A 15770-nucleotide genomic window follows, 5' to 3' on the forward strand; every position below is an offset into this window, starting at 1 on the left:
GGCTCGCATCGCTCGGTCTGGGTAGCTCTACTTTTGTACCCAGCGTTGTAGCGTGGGAAGCCACAGAATGTAGCTCTGCCGAAGAATGTCCCTGCTACCCCAGGGTATCCTTGGCGGTGATATGAAGAGAACCGCCATTGTGATTGGGTCGGGTATTGGAGGGCTGGCGATGGGCATACGCCTGCAAAGCCTGGGCTTCGATACCACCATCGTAGAAAAACTGGACGGCCCCGGTGGGCGGGCCTATGTCAAACACGTAGACGGCTTTACCTTCGATATGGGGCCTACCGTTATTACCGTGCCGCACTTCATCGAGGAGCTTTTTAGCCTCGAGCGCGGCCAGTCCAACCTGCACCTGCCCGATTTTCCCCCCGGGGTGCTGGGCGAGGACAAGCGCATCCGGGAGGGCATCTCGGGGGGGCCCCAAACCAGCAAGTACGTGCAAATTATCCCCATCCTGCCTTTTTATCGTATCTACTTCGACGACGGCACCTTCTTCGACTACGACGGCGACCCCGAAAACACCCGCCGCCAGGTAGCGGCCCTGGGCGAGCCGGGCGACCTCGAGGGGTACGAGCGTTTCCATGCCGACGCCAGAGCGATTTTTGAGCGGGGCTTCCTCGAACTGGGCTACACCCACTTTGGCGACCTGGGCACCATGCTGCGGGTAATTCCCGACCTGCTGCGCCTGGACGCCGTGCGCACCCTGTTCAGCTTTGCCAGCAAGTATTTCAAATCGCCCAAGTTGCGCCAGGTCTTTAGCTTCGAGACCCTTTTGGTAGGGGGCAACCCCTTGAGCGTACCGGCCATCTACGCCATGATTCACTTTGTAGAAAAAACCTGGGGCATCCACTTTGCGCTGGGGGGTACGGGGGCTTTGGTGCGGGCCTTTGTGCAGAAGTTCGAGGAACTCGGCGGCATCATGCGCTACAATGCCGAGGTCGGGAAAATCAACGTAGTGCGCGAGGGCAACAAAAAAATTGCCAAGGGCATCACCCTGGCCGACGGCACCGTGCTGCACGCCGATATTGTGGTCTCGAACGCCGACTACGCCAACACCTACCTGAAACTGATTGAGCCCCAGTACCGCTTCTGGCAGTCGGATCTGGTGGTGAAGAACCGCCCCCAGAGCATGTCGCTGGTGGTGATCTACTTTGGCTTCCGGGCCGACGGCCGCGAAGGCCAGAAGCTGCGCCACCACAACATCGTCCTGGGGCCCCGCTACGAGGAGCTCTTGAAGGACATCTTTGGGCGCAAGGTGCTGGCCAGGGACTTCAGCCAGTACCTGCACATCCCCACCCTCACCGACCCCAGCCTGGCCCCGCCCGGCCACCACGCGGCCTACACCCTGATTCCCGTACCCCACAACGGCAGCAAGCTGGACTGGGACTTGCTGGGCGAGCCGTTTGTGAACAAGGTGCTCCGGTTCCTGGACGAGCGCGGCTACCTGCCGGGGCTGATGGAGCGCCTGGTGCACAAGAGCTTCATCACCCCGGACTACTTCGAGCACACCCTGAATAGTTACCTGGGCAACGCCTTTGGGCCGGAGCCCATCCTGGCCCAGTCGGCTTTCTTCCGGCCCCACAACAAGAGCGAGGACATCACCAATCTTTACCTGGTAGGGGCAGGCGTCCAGCCTGGCGCGGGCACCCCCAGCGTAATGATGTCGGCCAAGATGACCGCACGGCTAATCGCGCAGGATTTTGGGATTGTGAGTAAGGTCAAGGAAAATCAATTCATACAAGAACCTGTGGGCGTTTAGTATGGGATTGTAATGAATTTTGAAGATCTTTTGACGTCAGCTAAAAGCACTGTGCGAATACTCGGGAAGCCCTGGGATAAACGCCTCGAGGTCATCCTAAGCTATTGCTGGCAAAGTCCTAAACAAGGAGCATTTCCCAAAATTGGGAGGCTCAGTCTACTCGAGAATACCAGTGCTTACCTGGAGCGTTACATTGAACGATATTTTCAAGCTCAAGAGCAAAAGTTATACCTGCGAGAAGTAAAAACCAGTGCGGATCCTGCCTTGGGCGTCATCCTTGGGGCATTTGCTAAGGTGGAGAACTTACCAAAGGCTACAGAACACCACCGCATTTCCATGGCCGCTGAGAACCTGCTGGGTGAATTGTTGGAACGCTACATTGCCGAGCGCCTCGAGCCGTATGGCTGGGTCTGGTGCGCCGGTAACACTGTCCGATCGGTTGATTTTCTTCGCCAAGACCTCAGTATTGCGCTGCAGATTAAGAACCGGGACAACAGCGAAAACAGTTCCTCTTCGGCTATTCGTGCGGGAACGAACATCCAGAAGTGGTTTCGCATTTACTCAAAAACTGGCAAAACCAACTGGGAAAACTTTCCTTTTGGGGAAGGTCTGAGCGAGGAAGATTTTCACAGGTATATCCAAAATTACGCAAAAAGCCTAAAATAATAGCATGCATCGCTTATCGCATATTTCTCTGTTCTCGGGGGCGATGGGTTTGGACTTAGGCTTGGAGCAAGCAGGTTTTGAAACGCGGGCCTTTGTTGAACTTGACCCCATGGCTCACTTAACTATTTACCATAATCTAGATCGCCTCGGTAGGAAGGCAGTGGTTTTTGAAGACGTAACGCAAGTAACCGCTAAAGATTTGCTAGATGCAACAAATTTACAAGTTGGTGAAGTCACGCTGGTTTCAGGTGGGCCTCCTTGCCAGCCCTTCAGCACCGCTGGTCGCCGTACAGCCATACAAGATCCAAGAGGTAGCTTATTCCGTGATTTTGTTCGCCTCATCGAAGGCATTCGACCGCGTTTTTTTGTGATGGAAAATGTGCGGGGTTTACTCTCAGCAGCCATACGCCACCGTCCTATTGCACAACGAGGTAAGGAAGCCCGTCCGTTGGAACCCGACGAGTTACCAGGTTCAGCTTTTCAAGTCATTTTAGACGAGTTTACTCGCCTCGGTTACACCTATGTATATGGTCTCCTTAACGCTGCAAATTATGGCGTACCGCAGATACGCGAACGAGTAATTATCATCGGAAGTCGCGATCACGAGCCGATTGCTCTACCCAAACCTACTCACAGCCAGAGCGGATTAGGGCTTCCAAGGTGGCGTACTCTAAGAGAAGCCCTCGCAAACCTACGCGACCCCGAGCCCCTATTTCCACCTTATCCCGATTCGCGCTTGCGATTCCTTCGGCTGATCCCTGAAGGTGGTAACTGGCGAAACTTGCCGCGTGAACTGCTTCCAGAAGCCATGGGAGGGGCGCTTGGCTCCGCTGGAGGGAAGGTAGGCTTCTATCGTCGCTTAGCCTGGGATAAACCGTCTCCTACAATCACAACAAGCCCTGCTCAAAAAGCCACCGATATGTGCCATCCTACTGAATTACGGCCCATTAGCGTCCGTGAGGCTGCGCGTATTCAGGGGTTTCCTGACGACTGGATTTTTTGTGGCTCGATGACCGATCAGTACCGCCAAATTGGAAATGCTGTTCCTCCATGCTTAGGAAAAGCTATTGGGGATTCCATAATTGCAACCATCAAGGGAGAGCATAAATCTACTGCTATTCAGGCTGGACTGTTTGAGCTGGCAAGTTAAACCGCATGCTCAACTTTCCTAAATAAAACCTAAGCATCCAGATGAATTAACACGGGGTAAAAACGTGACCAGCACGTAATTCGCACTATATCTCTTCTTAGACTTCTAACCGTTGACGCCCAAAGAATGGATTGCGACGAAAGGGGTGTCAACCATGCAAAACCTGGGTTCGGGCAAATGGCTTTTAGCGCTGGCAGGTGCGCTGCTGCTCGCGGCTTGTGGCAGCCCCAGCAACTCCACACCCTCCGCAACACCCATCAGCGAAAACATGTCGGTGGAAGAGGCCCGCTCCGTGAGCAACAACCTCGAGCTCCAGGGCCGGGCCCCTGAGCAGCAAGTGGTCTTCGACTTTAGCGGCAAGGTGGAAGAAGGCCCCAGCAAGGACACCACCCTGATGGGCAAATTGACCCTCGAGCTCAAGCCGGTAGGGGGCGGCCACTTTGTATTTATGGGCGCACTGACCGGCACCAACCTGAATGTGCCGGCCAAAGGGGTGCTGACCCGTGGGGGGCGCATCTACATCTTCTTCGAGGTGGACAAGGCCAATAATTTGCTGATTATCGGCACCGGTAAGCGCGAGGCGGGCGGGGTGTTCAAGGGCCCGTTTGTGGGGCCTGCCGCCGGCGACCGGGGCAGTTGGACGGCCACGCCCGTATCGGGGCCGACCCCCATGCCCACCCCCCAGCCGCAAAAGCTCAGCTACGACTTTAGTGGGCTGGTGGAGGATGGCCCGGCCAAGGGGACAAAGCTGGAAGGCAGGCTCAACCTGGAAGTCCGGCTCAAGGAAGGCTACGGACGCTTGGAGGGCAAGCTGGTACTGGCCGATGGCAGCGAGATTCCGGTCAAGGGCGCCCTGGCCGGCGACAAGAAGGTGTTTGTCATCTTTGACCTGGGCAAGGGCGGGCGCATTGTGGGCGAGGGCGACGTCCAGGCCGACAAGAGCATCCAGGGCCCTTTTATCCTAGTGCAGCAAGAGAATGGGCGCACCAGCCTGAGCCAAGGCTCCTGGACGGCCATGCCGATTCCTTAGAGATTGAGGAAGTTAGTGCACAACGGCTCGAGGTTCTGCCTCGAGCCGCCTGCTTGGGCTACCGGGGGGCAACGACCTCGAACGTCGCCGGCGAAACCACCAGGGTGCAGGCTTTGATCAGCACCTTGTTGACCGTGGCCCCTCCGCCAAAGTCCAGGCTCCGCTCATTGCAGGCGCTGGCCCCGGCATAGCCCTGAAGCGAACCCGCCACCCAGCCACCCCCCGAGCCGGCCAGCGAGCCATCGGGGGGAATGCGCCGCGACACGCTGCCAGGGTTGGCAATCAGGTGGGCCAGGGGGGTCTGAGCCGGATTGGTACGGCTAGGGTACAGCTTCAGCGAGCCGTAGTCCGGGGCGCGGTCGATGGCATAGGCCGGGGCCATCTCGAACGACCACTCGACCGCCCCAAGGCGAAGCGGGTTGGGCAGGTTCAGGCGGTAGGGCGCGGGATAGGCCAGCGTCCAGCGGGGCTGGCTGTAGAGGTCATCTGCCGATACGTACGTGGGGAAAAAGCGAGGGTCGAAAAAAGCGTACCAGTTGATCCAGGTCTCGAACAGGGATTCCGTGGGCACCTGCTTCAGGGCGTAGGAGGGGCCAAAGCGGTTGGAAAGCTCCTGGAGCGGCATCCCGTTGAAGGCAATGCGTTGGATGGGGTCGAGGCCGTTGCGCTCGCGGTCGTACCAGGCCGTGGCATAGATGAAGTTGGGCCTGCGCCAGTCGGTGCTCTGGCCGGGGTTCACCACCCAGACCCTAGTGGACTGGAGCACCGCAATATAGGCCTGCCCCTCAATCACCGTGGGGTGGTTGCTCACCAGAAAATTGAGGATTCGATCCTGATCGGTAAAAGGAGCCGTCTGAGCTAGGGCCAGGCCAAACAAAAAGGCACACGCTGCCAAGGACTTTTTCATACCCATACTGTACGCGACCGAACGTCACCCAAACGTCATCGGGAAAACTGGCCGACCTTCAATCCGGCCAATCGCCCACGTTTTCGCGCTCGACTGCGTAGCCGGCTCGCTCGAGGCCCACCACCACCTCGTCGCCGTGGGCCGCATCGCGCACCTCGAGCACCAGCTCCACCCCCACCTTGCCCAGGGGGGCCAGCCAGAGGGCCCGGCGGTGAAAGATGTCGATGATGTTGGCCCCGGCCCCCGCCACCAGGTCGACCACCCGGGCCAGGGCCCCCGGGCGGTCTATGACGGCCAGCTTCAGGAGCAGGTAGCGCCCCTGCCGCACCATGACCTGCTCGATCACGCGGGAGAGCAGGTTGCCGTCGATGTTGCCCCCGCAGAGCACCGTGGCCACGGTCTGCCCGGTCTGGGTGGGCACCTTGCCGGCCAGGATGGCCCCCATCCCGGCGGCCCCGGCCCCCTCCACCACCAGCTTGAGGTTCTGGGCGCAGTGGGCAATTCCTCGGGCGATTTCGTCGTCGGTGACCTCGACCACCTGGTCTACGTACTGCCGGATGAGGGGCAGGGTCAGGTCGCCGGGGCGCTTGACCGCGATGCCATCGGCGATGGTCTGGGCCACCGGCACGCTGACCGGCTCCCCGGCCTTGAGCGAGAGGTTGACCGGTGCACAGCCCACCGCCTGCACCCCCACCAGGCGGGTCTGGGGGCGCAGGCTCTTGACCGCTACGGCAATGCCCCCCATCAGGCCTCCCCCACCGATGGGCACCACCAGCACGTCCAGGTCGGGCAGGGCTTCCAGGAGCTCGAGGCCAATGGTGCCCTGGCCAGCGATGATTTTTTCGTCGTTGAAGGCGTGGACGTAGGTGTAGCCGTGCTGCTGCTGGAGTTCGTGGGCGTGGGCCACCGCATCATCGAAGCTGGTGCCGTACAAGACCACCTCGGCCCCCAGACGGCGGGTCGCCACAATCTTGGTCAGGGGGGCGTGCTGGGGCATCACGATCACCGAGCGGATGCCCTGCATGGCCGCAGCCAGGGCCACCCCCTGGGCGTGGTTGCCCGCCGAAGGGGCAATCACTCCCCGGGCTTTTTCTTCCGGGGTGAGGGCGGCTATTTTGTGGTAGGCTCCGCGAATCTTGAAGGAGCCGCTTTTTTGCAGGCTTTCAGCCTTCACCCACAGCCGCACCCCAAGCTCTTCGGAAGCCAGGGGGTCGGGCAGGGTGGGAGTGGGCGCGATAATCCCGCGGATCACTTCGCGGGCGGCCCGGATGTCCTCGAGTCGAACAGTCATGTGGTGATTGTATCGCTAGTCATGTGGTGATTGTATCGCTAGTGGTCTGGCAACCAAGAATTCAGTATGCACTTCAGTGACTCCCAAATTAGCCGCACATCGCAATTATGGGCAATCATCGGGCTCCAAAACATGCCGTAAAACAAGTTACCAGTGCACTAGAGCAAGCGGGCAACCTCACCAAAGGGAAAAGCGCCGGACTCGAGCCCCCCCGGGGCCACCACCCACAGGGTGGGGAGTTGCGGGGCCTCTGGGGGAAAGTCGCCGTAGCCGTCGGTCAGATACACACACACCCCTTCCGACTGGCGACCTATGCGGTCAAAAAACGGGCGGAAATCGGTGCCGCCGCCCCCCTGGGGCGGGGGGATTTCGTCGCCCGGCTGCAGCACATAGGGGCCGTATAGGGCAGCATCGGCGTAGAAGAGCTGGGCCGTGAGGTGCGGGTAGGCCCCCAGGATGCCCTGTACCTCGCCCAGAAAGCGTTGGATGAGGATATCGTCCACTGAACCCGAGGTATCCACAGCGATGTATACCGGCAGACGCTCGCCCTCGAGGGTCTCCAGGTACCAGCCCCGCCCCACGTGGCGGCGGTCGTAGCCGGCAAAGTCGGTGGGGGTGCGCACCAGAAACCGCCACAGCAGGGTTTTCCAGTCCAGTTCTGGCGGCTGCAAAAGTCCAAAAGCCCGCTCGAGGCCCGCTGGCAGACTGCCCTTGCCCTGGCTACGGGCAACGGCCTGGGCCTGCTGGATGGCTTTCTTCCAGTGCTTCTCGATTGCGGCCTTCTCGGCCTCGCACAGGGCGTCGCTGCCCAGGCGCTTTTTGCCGCGGAACAGCTTACCCTTGTCCTTTGGCTGGCCTTGACCCTCTTTTGCCTCAGCACCTTCGGACTTTGCATCGTTTGGGGGGGCCTCGAGCAAATCCAGTACCACCGGCTCTTGTGGCCTGGGCAACAGAGCGTAGACCTCCTCAACGGCGCGGTGCTCGAGCTCGGTGTTGCGCAGATGCCCCTCCGGCAGGCCGAAGCCGTTGTGCAGCAGGATGCCATTGACCACAATGTCTGCGGCAATGTTCCAGCGCTCCGGGTCGCGGTGCGAGCGGCGGGTCACGTGCAGCAGAGCAGCGTGCAGGACCTCGTGCAGCAGCACCCCATCGAAGTGCTCGTCGGAAAGGGCCGCCATGAAGCGGGGGTTGTAGAAAACGTCGCGCCCATCGGTGGCTGCGGTGGGGAGTTCCAGGCTGGGCCGGTAGTGGGCAAAGAGGGCCAGGGTGGCCAAAAAGGGCGAGCGCTTGCGCAGGCGAAACAGGCTGGCGCTGATACGGCGGTCGAGCACGGGCGGTGCAGTGGGAATCCGGGATGGAGGGTTCTTTTCGACTTCGGACATTTCAACCTCGCGCAAGTCGTCTGGATTATGAACCGCCAGCCCTCGATCTTAGACGCTCTACGGCCCTGTTCCGCACCAGTCGGTTGCCGTCCTGGGCCAAGCGCTCCAGCACTGTGGCGGGCGTATTGGGGTTCTGGGCCACCGCGTAGCGCACCAGCCACTCCGGGGCAGCCCAGTGGCGCACCTTGGATAACTCCTGCGCAGGGATGTGAGGCCCGGCCAGGGCCACCGCGCGGTTCAAAGCAAAGGGCGACCTCGAGGCGGCCAGCGCCAGCCGGGCGCGGTACACCGCCAGGGTCTGGGGGTCGAGGTGGGGGTTCTGCAGGGCTGCGAGGCGCACGTTTTCGTCTGTATCCCGCAGCAGAACACCCAGGGTAGCCTGGGGGGTCTGGGGGTGCTGGGCCACGGCCTGGCGCACATCCCGGTCGGCGTCCTGGGCCAGAATGGCCAGCATTTCGGGGCCGAGGGCCGGGTTCCTGGCCAGCGCCTGCCGCACCGTCCACTCGCCGTCGAAGAGCAGGTCTTGCAAAGTCGAGGGCGGCGTGGCCGGGTTTTGTGCAGCCAGGGTGCGGCCCCAGACACCCTGCTGGGCCAGTTGCTGCAAGAACCGGCCTTCCAGGCCCGGATCGAGGGCCTCGGCCCGGCGGTACTGCGCCACCAGGTCGGCCGGGGCACGGGGGTGGGCCTGAGCCGCTTGCCGTACCTGCTCGTCGGGGTCGGCCAGCAGTCTGTGCAGGGCGGGCACGGGGGTGAGGGGGTGCTCGGCTACCCGCAGCCGAATGTCCTGCGGGTCGTCGTTGGCCAGACGCCCCAAAATTTCTGCGGTCACCTGCGGGTGCATCAGCACCGCCCGCCGCACATCGGCATCGGGGTCTTGCGAGAGCAAAAACAGCAGGTCGCGGTTCACACCCGGGTTGGAGGCCAGGGCTTGGCGCACCCGCCAGTCGGGATCCTGGGCCAGGACGCTCTGGGTATGAAAAGGGGTCAAGGGGTGCTGGGCAGCCAGGCGTCGGGCCCACTCGTTGCCTTGGGCCAGCCTGTCCAGCAGTGCTGGCGGCAGGGGCTCTGCGAGTTTAGCTCTTCGGAAAAACTCCACCAAACCCATTTCCACCTGCGGTTCCAGACCTTCAAGAAGCAAACGCAAGGCCCCTTCCGGCACCCGGGGGTGGTCGGCTACGGCCTGGCGTACGTCGCGGTCGGGGTCCTGGGCCAGTTGGTACAGTACCTCGACAGGGGTGGAGGGGCGGGCCGCTACCGCCTGGCGCACCCGCCAGTGGTCGTCCTGGGCTAGTTGTAAAACCACCGGCAGGGGGGTCTGGGCGTTCTGGGCCACCTGGGCCCGCACGTCGGGCTGCTCGTCGTGGGCCAGGGCTTGCAGGCTTTCCGGCGGGGTAAAGGGGTGTACCGCCACCGCCTGTCGCACGTCGGGATCGGTATCGGCGGCCATGGCGGCCAGGGTGGCGGCAGGGGTATGGGGGTGGCGGGCCACTGCCAGACGGGCGAGCCAGTCGGGGTCGGTGTGGTAGCGGTGTAAGAACTGCACCGGGGCGTGGGGATGGGCCAGGGCTAGCCGCCGGGTGTGCGCACCCAAGGCGGCCAGGCGCTGGAGTTCCTGGGGCGAGAGCCGGGGGTCGTGGGATTGAAGCTGCTCTAAGAACCGGCGCATTTGCGAGGGGAGGGCAGGGTTTTGGGCTGCAGCCTGCCGCACCTCTTCGGATTCATCTGCCAGGAGGCGCTCGAGCAGCCCCGCGGGGCACCGGGGGTTGGCGGCCACCGCCTGTCGTACCTCCCGGTCGCCGTCCTGGGCCAGCGTCTCGAGCCAGGCCACAGGCAGGCCCGGGTTGCCAGCCGCGGCGATGCGCACCCGCCAGTCGTCGTCGGTGGTCAGGCGCTCCAGTAGCGAGGGCGGGGTTTGGGGGTGCCGGGCCACCAGCGCACGCACCCAGGGGGTGGCCTGAACCAGGGTCTCCAGGGGCATCTCCACCGGAAGCCCGGCCTCCAGCCGCTCCACCCAGTTCAGGGTCTGGTGGGGGGTAGCCGGATGCTGGCGGGCCGCTTTGCGTACCGTCTCCTCTTCATCGAGCAGGAAGGCTTCCAGCACCGCTTTAGGCAGGTCGGCCTGTTCCAGGAGGGCTAAGCGCAGGCCGGGGTCGGGCTCGAGGGCCAGGCGCGGGGCCAGCCAGGCCGGGGTCATGCCCAGCAGCACCATCTGTCGCAGCTCGAGGTAGTCCATGTCCGCTTCGCACCAACCCAGGGCCGCCTCCAGGGGCTCGCTTTCGAAGCCCACGTGCAGCCGGGCCGCCTCGGCCACCCCCGGCAGGGCATGATCGGTTAGGGCCTCTACAAGCTCGAGGGGCGCCTGTGGATTGCGCAGCACGCTGAGCACAGCACCATAGTCGCCCTCCCGCACCGCCCAGCGCAGGAAATGCGAGGAAGCCTCGGGGCTGCCCAGCAAGCGCAGACGGGCATATCCTGGAAGCTCGGCCAGCCAGTTGGCATTCACCAGCAAGAACAGATCCAGCACCGGGTTGCCCAGCACTGCTTCGGGAAAGTGCACCGCCAGCCGCCAAAGCACCGCTTCGGGGGTATTGGGGTTAGCCGCCACCGCACGGCGGATTTCGGCTTCGGGCCGAGCGGCCAGAGCCCGCAGCCGCTCGGGCGGGGTCTGGGGGTTCTGGGCTTCTTCAAGCAAGGCCTTCATACGCACTTCGATTCCACCCCACAGGGCCTTCGGGGCTATCCCCCGCCGCTCAGCCCAGTACCAGTTCCCGGTAATCCTCGAGGTAGGCCCGCAGGCGGGGCTCTTCGTGTATCAGCAGGGCAAACTCTCCCACCCCGTGCTGCTTTAGCCGCGTATACAGGTCGGACACCAGTAGCTGTACCCATTCTGTGGGGGCCACCTCGACCATCCAGCGGAAGGCGTTCAGGGCCTGGCGGGCGCTTTCGGCGCGAAAGGCCAGCCCCATCGTGAGGGCATAGCGGGCCGAGGGTTCCTCGGGGAAAGGGGGGCTGGCCTGGCCGTGCAGAATTTCGCTCAGCTCGGGCAGCGCCCGGTAGACCTGCTCGTAGGCCGCGAGTTCGGCAGCAGCAGCCTCGCCCACCACCGGGGCGATGTCGAGCCCAGCCTTGAGCAAATGTGAGGCCATCTCCCAGCTCCGGGGACTGGGCCAGGCCGGGCTTTTGGCGTCCATCTGGTGCAACAGGGCCGGGCGAAAGGCCAGGAAAGCCAGAATGCGCTCGTCAATACCAACCTGCAAGCCATAGGCCTTGAAGCTCTCGTAGTTTGGGGCGACCTCGAGATGAATGAAGCGGTTGGCCAGCGGGGCCGGCATATCAAACACCGCTGCGCGGTCTTCCTTGCGGTTGCCCGCCGCCCAGACAAACCAGCCCTCCGGCAGCTCATACGAGCCCACCTTGCGGTCGAGGATGAGCTGCTGGGCCATGCCCTGCATGGTCGGGGGGGCCATGTTGAGCTCGTCCAGGAACAAAATACCCTCACCCTCCCGGGGCAAAAACTCGGGCGGATACCACCGTGAAACCCCGTCCAGGGGCACCGGCAGCCCGCGCAGGTCGGTGGGGGCCAGTTGCGAGAGGCGCAAGTCAATAAAGCCAAGCCCATACTTGCGGGCGGTCTGCGCCACGATGGAGGATTTCCCTACCCCCGGCGGCCCCCATAGCATGGTGGCAATCTGTATACGATGCTCAATTAGACCCGAAAGGTACTGGGCAAGTTCGGTAGGGCTCACGCGCCCAGTGTGGGGGATGCGGGGGCGAACTTTGTAGGCAAATGAACATTCGGGCCTGGTTAAATTTGCGCTAAAGAAAATATCCCCTGTGGCCTTAGGGCTTGCCCCACCTCGAGAACGGGTGCACCACCAGATTGGCGTTCAGGTAGCGGGGGTCGCGGGTCACCTCCTCCCCCACCCAGTCGGGCAGCTCGAGGGGTTGGTCGGGGGACTTTAGCTCCACCTCGGCCACCACCAGCCCCAGGTTTTCACCCGCAAACTCATCTACCTCCCAGACCCGTCCGCGGTATTCGATGCGGTAGCGGGTTTTCTCGATGAGGGGCCGCAGGCAAAGTTGCTCGAGCAGTTCCTGGGCCTCGGCCAGCGGGAGGGGGTACTCGTACTCGAGACGGGTTAACCCCTGGGCCTGGCCCTTGATGGTCAGGTAAGCCTGATCGCCTGCAATCCGCACCCGCACAGTGCGGGCCTCCTGGCGGCACAAATAGCCCTGGCGGTACAGCACGCCCACCGCCCCCGGCTTCCAGTCTGAAGAGCGAACCAGGAATTTGCGCTCGGTTTCGGAGCCCATACCCCATTGTATGGGCTGAATTCGCAGGCTTTGTTGCTGGAAGCCGCGCTATTTTCCCACCGCTTAAACCTCGAGGGTCTTCTCGTAGACCTCCAGATACCGGGGCAGCACCACCTCGGGCCGGAAACGCTCGATGGCCCGTGTGCGGGCGGCCTCGCCCATGTTGCGGCGGCGGGTGCGGCTCGTGAGGATTTCCAGGCTGGCCTCGAGCATCCCCTGCACATCGCCCATCGGGCGCAAAAAGCCGGTTCGGCCCTCCTCAATGAGTTCGGGTAGCCCCCCCACCCGGCTCGCCACCACCGGCACGCCACTGGCCATAGCCTCCAGGGCCACCAGTCCAAAGGACTCCTGCTCGGAGGGCAGCAAAAAAAGGTCGGCCACGCTCATGAACTTCTCAATGGTGGGGGTAGACTCCAAAAACTGTACCCGTCCGGCTATCTCGAGGTCGTGGGCCAGCTCGATGGCTTCCTGCCGCAAGGGCCCCTCGCCAATCATGAGCATCCGCGCGGGCATCCGCTCCACAATGCCGGCAAATACCCGCAAAGCATCCAGCGGGCGCTTGACCGCGCGGAAGTTCGAAACGTGCATTACGATGGCCTCTTCCGGCTGGGCAAAACGGGCCCGGTAGGCTGGATCGCGGTTGGGCTTGAAGCGCTCGGGATCCACCCAGTTGTAGATCACTTCAATCTCGCGCTCCACCCCCAGTTTGCGGTGGGTGTCGTGAGCCAGCGAGTGGGAGACCGCCGTCACCGCGTCCGAGGTGCGCACAGCGTGCTGGGTGGTTTTGGCAAAGGCCGGTTCAGGCCCGATCAGGGTCACGTCGGTGCCGTGCAGGGTGGTCACGACCTTGATATCCAGCCCCATGTCGCGGGCCAGAATGGCGCTGGTGGCGTGGGGAATGGCGTAGTGGGCATGCACCAGTTCAATCTTGAAGCGCTCGATGAGCTCAGCGATGGAGTTTGCGGCAGTGAGCGGGGTCAGGGGTTCCTGGAACAGGGGATAATCGGCGCTCAAAATTTGATGAAAATGCAGCGAACCCGCCCTCAGGGGTCGCTTGAGCAACCCCAGCCAGCGGGCCACGCTCTGCCTGGAGGCCTGGAATATGCGGCCCAGCCCACCTACCGGATCCTGGCCCATCGAGATGGGGCCCGCACCCAGCAGGTTGCTGCTCAGGCCCAGCTGGCTCAGCCTCTCTTCGGTCAGGCGAAAGGGCCGCTCGGTGGCCACCACATGCACCCGGTGTCCCAGCCCCGCCAGGGCCAGCGCCAGCTCGGTAGCCACCACCCCCGAACCCCCTGCGCTGGCATGGCAAAGAATCGCTATGTTCATACAACCTCCCTTCGTGCGGCCTCGAGATCCGGACGACAATGGCCGATGCCTCTGCCCAGAAGCATGTTTCCATACTGAGCGTGCCCGGTCAGCACAGCTTCAGATTTTGGGATCGACTCCTGGGGGCGTGTCCAGGCTAAAACATAAAAATGAGAAACGGGCTAAAAGCCAGCTTAAGAAAACCTAAAGGAACGGGGCTACGTGGTGCGCATGAGCCAGCCCCACCGCCACTACGTGGGGATTTGTATTGGCATCTATAACCCCCAGGGCCAGAAGGTAGGTCAGGTCTCTCGTACCGAAAACGAAGAGTATTTGTTTGTGGCCACCCACAGCAAAAAGGTCTTCTACGCTCTGCGCTCGAGGGAGGCGGGGCGGCTGGCAGGCTAGGGTCTGGGAAACAGGGCCAGCCCACTCACCACCGGGCGAACCCCCAGCAGGCCCCCGTTCGGGTTCTTGAGCTGTCCTTTCACCCATAGTTGCGCCGAGCCGCCACCATCCATGCGAATGGCCCCCCAGAAACCCAGTTCCTGCAAAGTGCGGGCCAGCGCCTCGGGGCGCATGGGCTCGGTCACGATGAAGTAAAGCGCGCCCTCCTGCGTCCAGGCCACCGCCGACTGCGCTGCCACTGCCTCCACCGGGGCGCGGTCGCGGAAGGGTTCGGCGTTGGGGCTAAAAACATTGACCCCGCCCTGGATGAGCAGGGGGCCCGCTTCCAGGGCGTGGCTCACGGGCGGCTCGAGGCCCACCAAAAGCCGAAGTGTTTCGCCGGTGCGGGCCAGGGGCTCTTCGGCCGGGAAGCTCAGCGCCCAGAAGCCCTCGGGGAGTTCGTAGGGGGCAGGGTAGGTAGCAACAATCTGTTCGCCCTGCACCAGGTGAATGTTCTCGCCCGCCCGCCCCACCGGCCCCGGCAGGGTGTGCACGGTGTAGCGGGCCCGGGCCAGGTTGAGCCCCACCCGCAACGTGCGCCCATCGGCCAGCTGCACCGAGGCCGTAAAGCGGGGCAGGCCGGCAAATACATTGTTGTCCTGCCAGAACAAGGCACTGCGCCCGTAGGGAAAACTGAGGGGCACCCCACCCCGCACCCACAGGCCGATGGGGGTGCCGGTGCGGCCATCGAAATAGCCCCCGTTCAAGAGGGCCAGCGCCCCGGGGGCCATCTCCGGCAGCGCCCGGCGCTCGCCAGGGCGGCCTACGGGCTCCATGCGCCAGCGCCCCGGCTGGGCCTGAAGCCAGTAAACCCGCACCGGCTCGGGCGTCCAGGCCCACAGCTCTCGGTAACGGAAACCGGGCTCTACGGTCTCCTCGCGCTCGGGCTCGAGGTAGTACACATCAAGCACGTAGCGGCGGGGGTTCTCAAGCACAAAGCTGCGATAGCGGTAGAGGCGGCCCAGCGGGGCTTGCAGGGTCAGGCGGGTGCTCTGCACCTCGTAGCTAGCCAATACCTCCACCCCCGCAGGCCGCAGGCCCTCGAGGCCCGGCAAAAAGTAAGGCAGACTTAGCTCCAGGCGGCCCGGATAGGGTGCTAAGTCGGAAGGCGCAGGCAGCACGGCGTCGCCCTCGGGCAGATCCAGCACCAGGCGCAAGCGGCTGGCGTCCGCGGAAAAACGCACCCGCGCCTCCGGGGCAGTTATCAGGCCCACCGCGCGGATTACTTCTATGGGCAACAGCATCCCCTGGGGCGGGGGAAGGCCGGCCTCCAGCGGGGGGGCCCAGCCAATCCCTTCTACGTAGGTAAAACTTAGCTCAGCTTTGCGAAAGGTGAGGGCACCATTTTCCTGCGTGACACTGAGCCCCAACCTGTTTGCCGGGAGCATCGGGTTTCCCGCTGGGGGGGTCTGGGCGTAAACCATTGCCCAGGGCACAGCCAGTATTATCAGCCAGCGCAGCATGGTTTTATTCCAAACCATATCTATACCTGCAAAAATGGGTAAAGGCTCAA

13 protein-coding genes are annotated in these 15770 nt (G+C 62.8%); 5 read left to right on the forward strand and 8 right to left on the reverse strand.

Annotated elements, in window-relative coordinates:
• Window positions 1–121 precede the first annotated feature (121 nt).
• From crtI to Q0X23_RS04985, 4 genes are all read left to right on the forward strand, one after another.
• Window positions 122–1762 carry a phytoene desaturase family protein gene (gene crtI / locus Q0X23_RS04970; RefSeq protein WP_297859267.1) on the forward strand — a complete coding sequence of 547 codons (1641 nt, stop codon included), beginning with the start codon at window positions 122–124 and terminating at the stop codon, window positions 1760–1762.
• Between the two features lie 12 nt (window positions 1763–1774).
• The gene (locus Q0X23_RS04975; protein WP_297859268.1) at window positions 1775–2428 is read left to right on the forward strand and encodes a SinI family restriction endonuclease; all 654 of its coding nucleotides are present in this window, start codon (window positions 1775–1777) and stop codon (window positions 2426–2428) included.
• A 4-nt stretch (window positions 2429–2432) separates the two neighbouring features.
• Window positions 2433–3578 (forward strand): DNA cytosine methyltransferase, encoded by a 1146-nt coding sequence (locus Q0X23_RS04980; RefSeq protein WP_297859269.1) that lies wholly within the window; start codon window positions 2433–2435, stop codon window positions 3576–3578.
• 154 nt (window positions 3579–3732) lie between these two features.
• Window positions 3733–4608 carry a hypothetical protein gene (locus tag Q0X23_RS04985; protein ID WP_297859270.1) on the forward strand — a complete coding sequence of 292 codons (876 nt, stop codon included), beginning with the start codon at window positions 3733–3735 and terminating at the stop codon, window positions 4606–4608.
• A 58-nt stretch (window positions 4609–4666) separates the two neighbouring features.
• Here Q0X23_RS04985 and Q0X23_RS04990 read toward each other — a convergent pair whose 3' ends face one another.
• The 7 genes from Q0X23_RS04990 to bshA all read right to left on the reverse strand — a co-directional run bounded on the left by Q0X23_RS04990 (window position 4667) and on the right by bshA (window position 13831).
• Window positions 4667–5515: a hypothetical protein gene (locus tag Q0X23_RS04990; RefSeq protein ID WP_297859271.1), complete on the reverse strand. Its 849-nt coding sequence runs from the start codon at window positions 5513–5515 to the stop codon at window positions 4667–4669.
• 58 nt (window positions 5516–5573) lie between these two features.
• Window positions 5574–6806 carry a threonine ammonia-lyase gene (gene ilvA, locus Q0X23_RS04995; RefSeq protein WP_297859272.1) on the reverse strand — a complete coding sequence of 411 codons (1233 nt, stop codon included), beginning with the start codon at window positions 6804–6806 and terminating at the stop codon, window positions 5574–5576.
• Window positions 6807–6964: 158 nt separating this feature from the next.
• Window positions 6965–8188 carry a VWA-like domain-containing protein gene (locus tag Q0X23_RS05000; RefSeq protein ID WP_297859273.1) on the reverse strand — a complete coding sequence of 408 codons (1224 nt, stop codon included), beginning with the start codon at window positions 8186–8188 and terminating at the stop codon, window positions 6965–6967.
• A gap of 25 nt (window positions 8189–8213) precedes the next feature.
• A complete protein-coding gene (locus Q0X23_RS05005) occupies window positions 8214–10889 on the reverse strand; it encodes a hypothetical protein (RefSeq protein WP_297859274.1) in 2676 nt (891 codons plus the stop codon).
• A 49-nt stretch (window positions 10890–10938) separates the two neighbouring features.
• Window positions 10939–11934, reverse strand: a complete 996-nt coding sequence (locus Q0X23_RS05010) for an ATP-binding protein (RefSeq protein WP_297859275.1) — start codon at window positions 11932–11934, stop codon at window positions 10939–10941.
• 94 nt (window positions 11935–12028) lie between these two features.
• Window positions 12029–12502 carry a CYTH domain-containing protein gene (locus tag Q0X23_RS05015; protein ID WP_297859276.1) on the reverse strand — a complete coding sequence of 158 codons (474 nt, stop codon included), beginning with the start codon at window positions 12500–12502 and terminating at the stop codon, window positions 12029–12031.
• A 63-nt stretch (window positions 12503–12565) separates the two neighbouring features.
• Window positions 12566–13831: an N-acetyl-alpha-D-glucosaminyl L-malate synthase BshA gene (gene bshA / locus Q0X23_RS05020; RefSeq protein ID WP_297859277.1), complete on the reverse strand. Its 1266-nt coding sequence runs from the start codon at window positions 13829–13831 to the stop codon at window positions 12566–12568.
• 210 nt (window positions 13832–14041) lie between these two features.
• Here bshA and Q0X23_RS05025 point away from each other — a divergent pair, with 210 nt between their 5' ends.
• The gene (locus tag Q0X23_RS05025) at window positions 14042–14218 is read left to right on the forward strand and encodes a hypothetical protein (protein ID WP_297859278.1); all 177 of its coding nucleotides are present in this window, start codon (window positions 14042–14044) and stop codon (window positions 14216–14218) included.
• Here Q0X23_RS05025 and Q0X23_RS05030 read toward each other — a convergent pair.
• Window positions 14215–15645 carry a phosphodiester glycosidase family protein gene (locus Q0X23_RS05030; RefSeq protein WP_297861169.1) on the reverse strand — a complete coding sequence of 477 codons (1431 nt, stop codon included), beginning with the start codon at window positions 15643–15645 and terminating at the stop codon, window positions 14215–14217. The two genes, Q0X23_RS05025 and Q0X23_RS05030, sit on opposite strands and share 4 nt — an antisense overlap.
• Between the last annotated feature and the right edge of the window lie 125 nt (window positions 15646–15770).

The organism is Meiothermus sp. (assembly GCF_026004115.1).
Taxonomy (GTDB): domain Bacteria; phylum Deinococcota; class Deinococci; order Deinococcales; family Thermaceae; genus Meiothermus.

Coding starts and splice junctions, on each gene's coding strand:
- ilvA (WP_297859272.1), bottom strand. CDS start 6,806: ATGACTGTTCGACTCGAGGACATCCGGGCCGCCCGCGAAGTGATCCGC.
- Q0X23_RS05000 (WP_297859273.1), bottom strand. CDS start 8,188: ATGTCCGAAGTCGAAAAGAACCCTCCATCCCGGATTCCCACTGCACCG.
- Q0X23_RS04985 (WP_297859270.1), top strand. CDS start 3,733: ATGCAAAACCTGGGTTCGGGCAAATGGCTTTTAGCGCTGGCAGGTGCG.
- crtI (WP_297859267.1), top strand. CDS start 122: ATGAAGAGAACCGCCATTGTGATTGGGTCGGGTATTGGAGGGCTGGCG.
- Q0X23_RS04990 (WP_297859271.1), bottom strand. CDS start 5,515: ATGAAAAAGTCCTTGGCAGCGTGTGCCTTTTTGTTTGGCCTGGCCCTA.
- Q0X23_RS05025 (WP_297859278.1), top strand. CDS start 14,042: ATGAGCCAGCCCCACCGCCACTACGTGGGGATTTGTATTGGCATCTAT.
- Q0X23_RS05005 (WP_297859274.1), bottom strand. CDS start 10,889: ATGAAGGCCTTGCTTGAAGAAGCCCAGAACCCCCAGACCCCGCCCGAG.
- Q0X23_RS04980 (WP_297859269.1), top strand. CDS start 2,433: ATGCATCGCTTATCGCATATTTCTCTGTTCTCGGGGGCGATGGGTTTG.
- Q0X23_RS04975 (WP_297859268.1), top strand. CDS start 1,775: ATGAATTTTGAAGATCTTTTGACGTCAGCTAAAAGCACTGTGCGAATA.
- bshA (WP_297859277.1), bottom strand. CDS start 13,831: ATGAACATAGCGATTCTTTGCCATGCCAGCGCAGGGGGTTCGGGGGTG.
- Q0X23_RS05030 (WP_297861169.1), bottom strand. CDS start 15,645: ATGCTCCCGGCAAACAGGTTGGGGCTCAGTGTCACGCAGGAAAATGGT.
- Q0X23_RS05015 (WP_297859276.1), bottom strand. CDS start 12,502: ATGGGCTCCGAAACCGAGCGCAAATTCCTGGTTCGCTCTTCAGACTGG.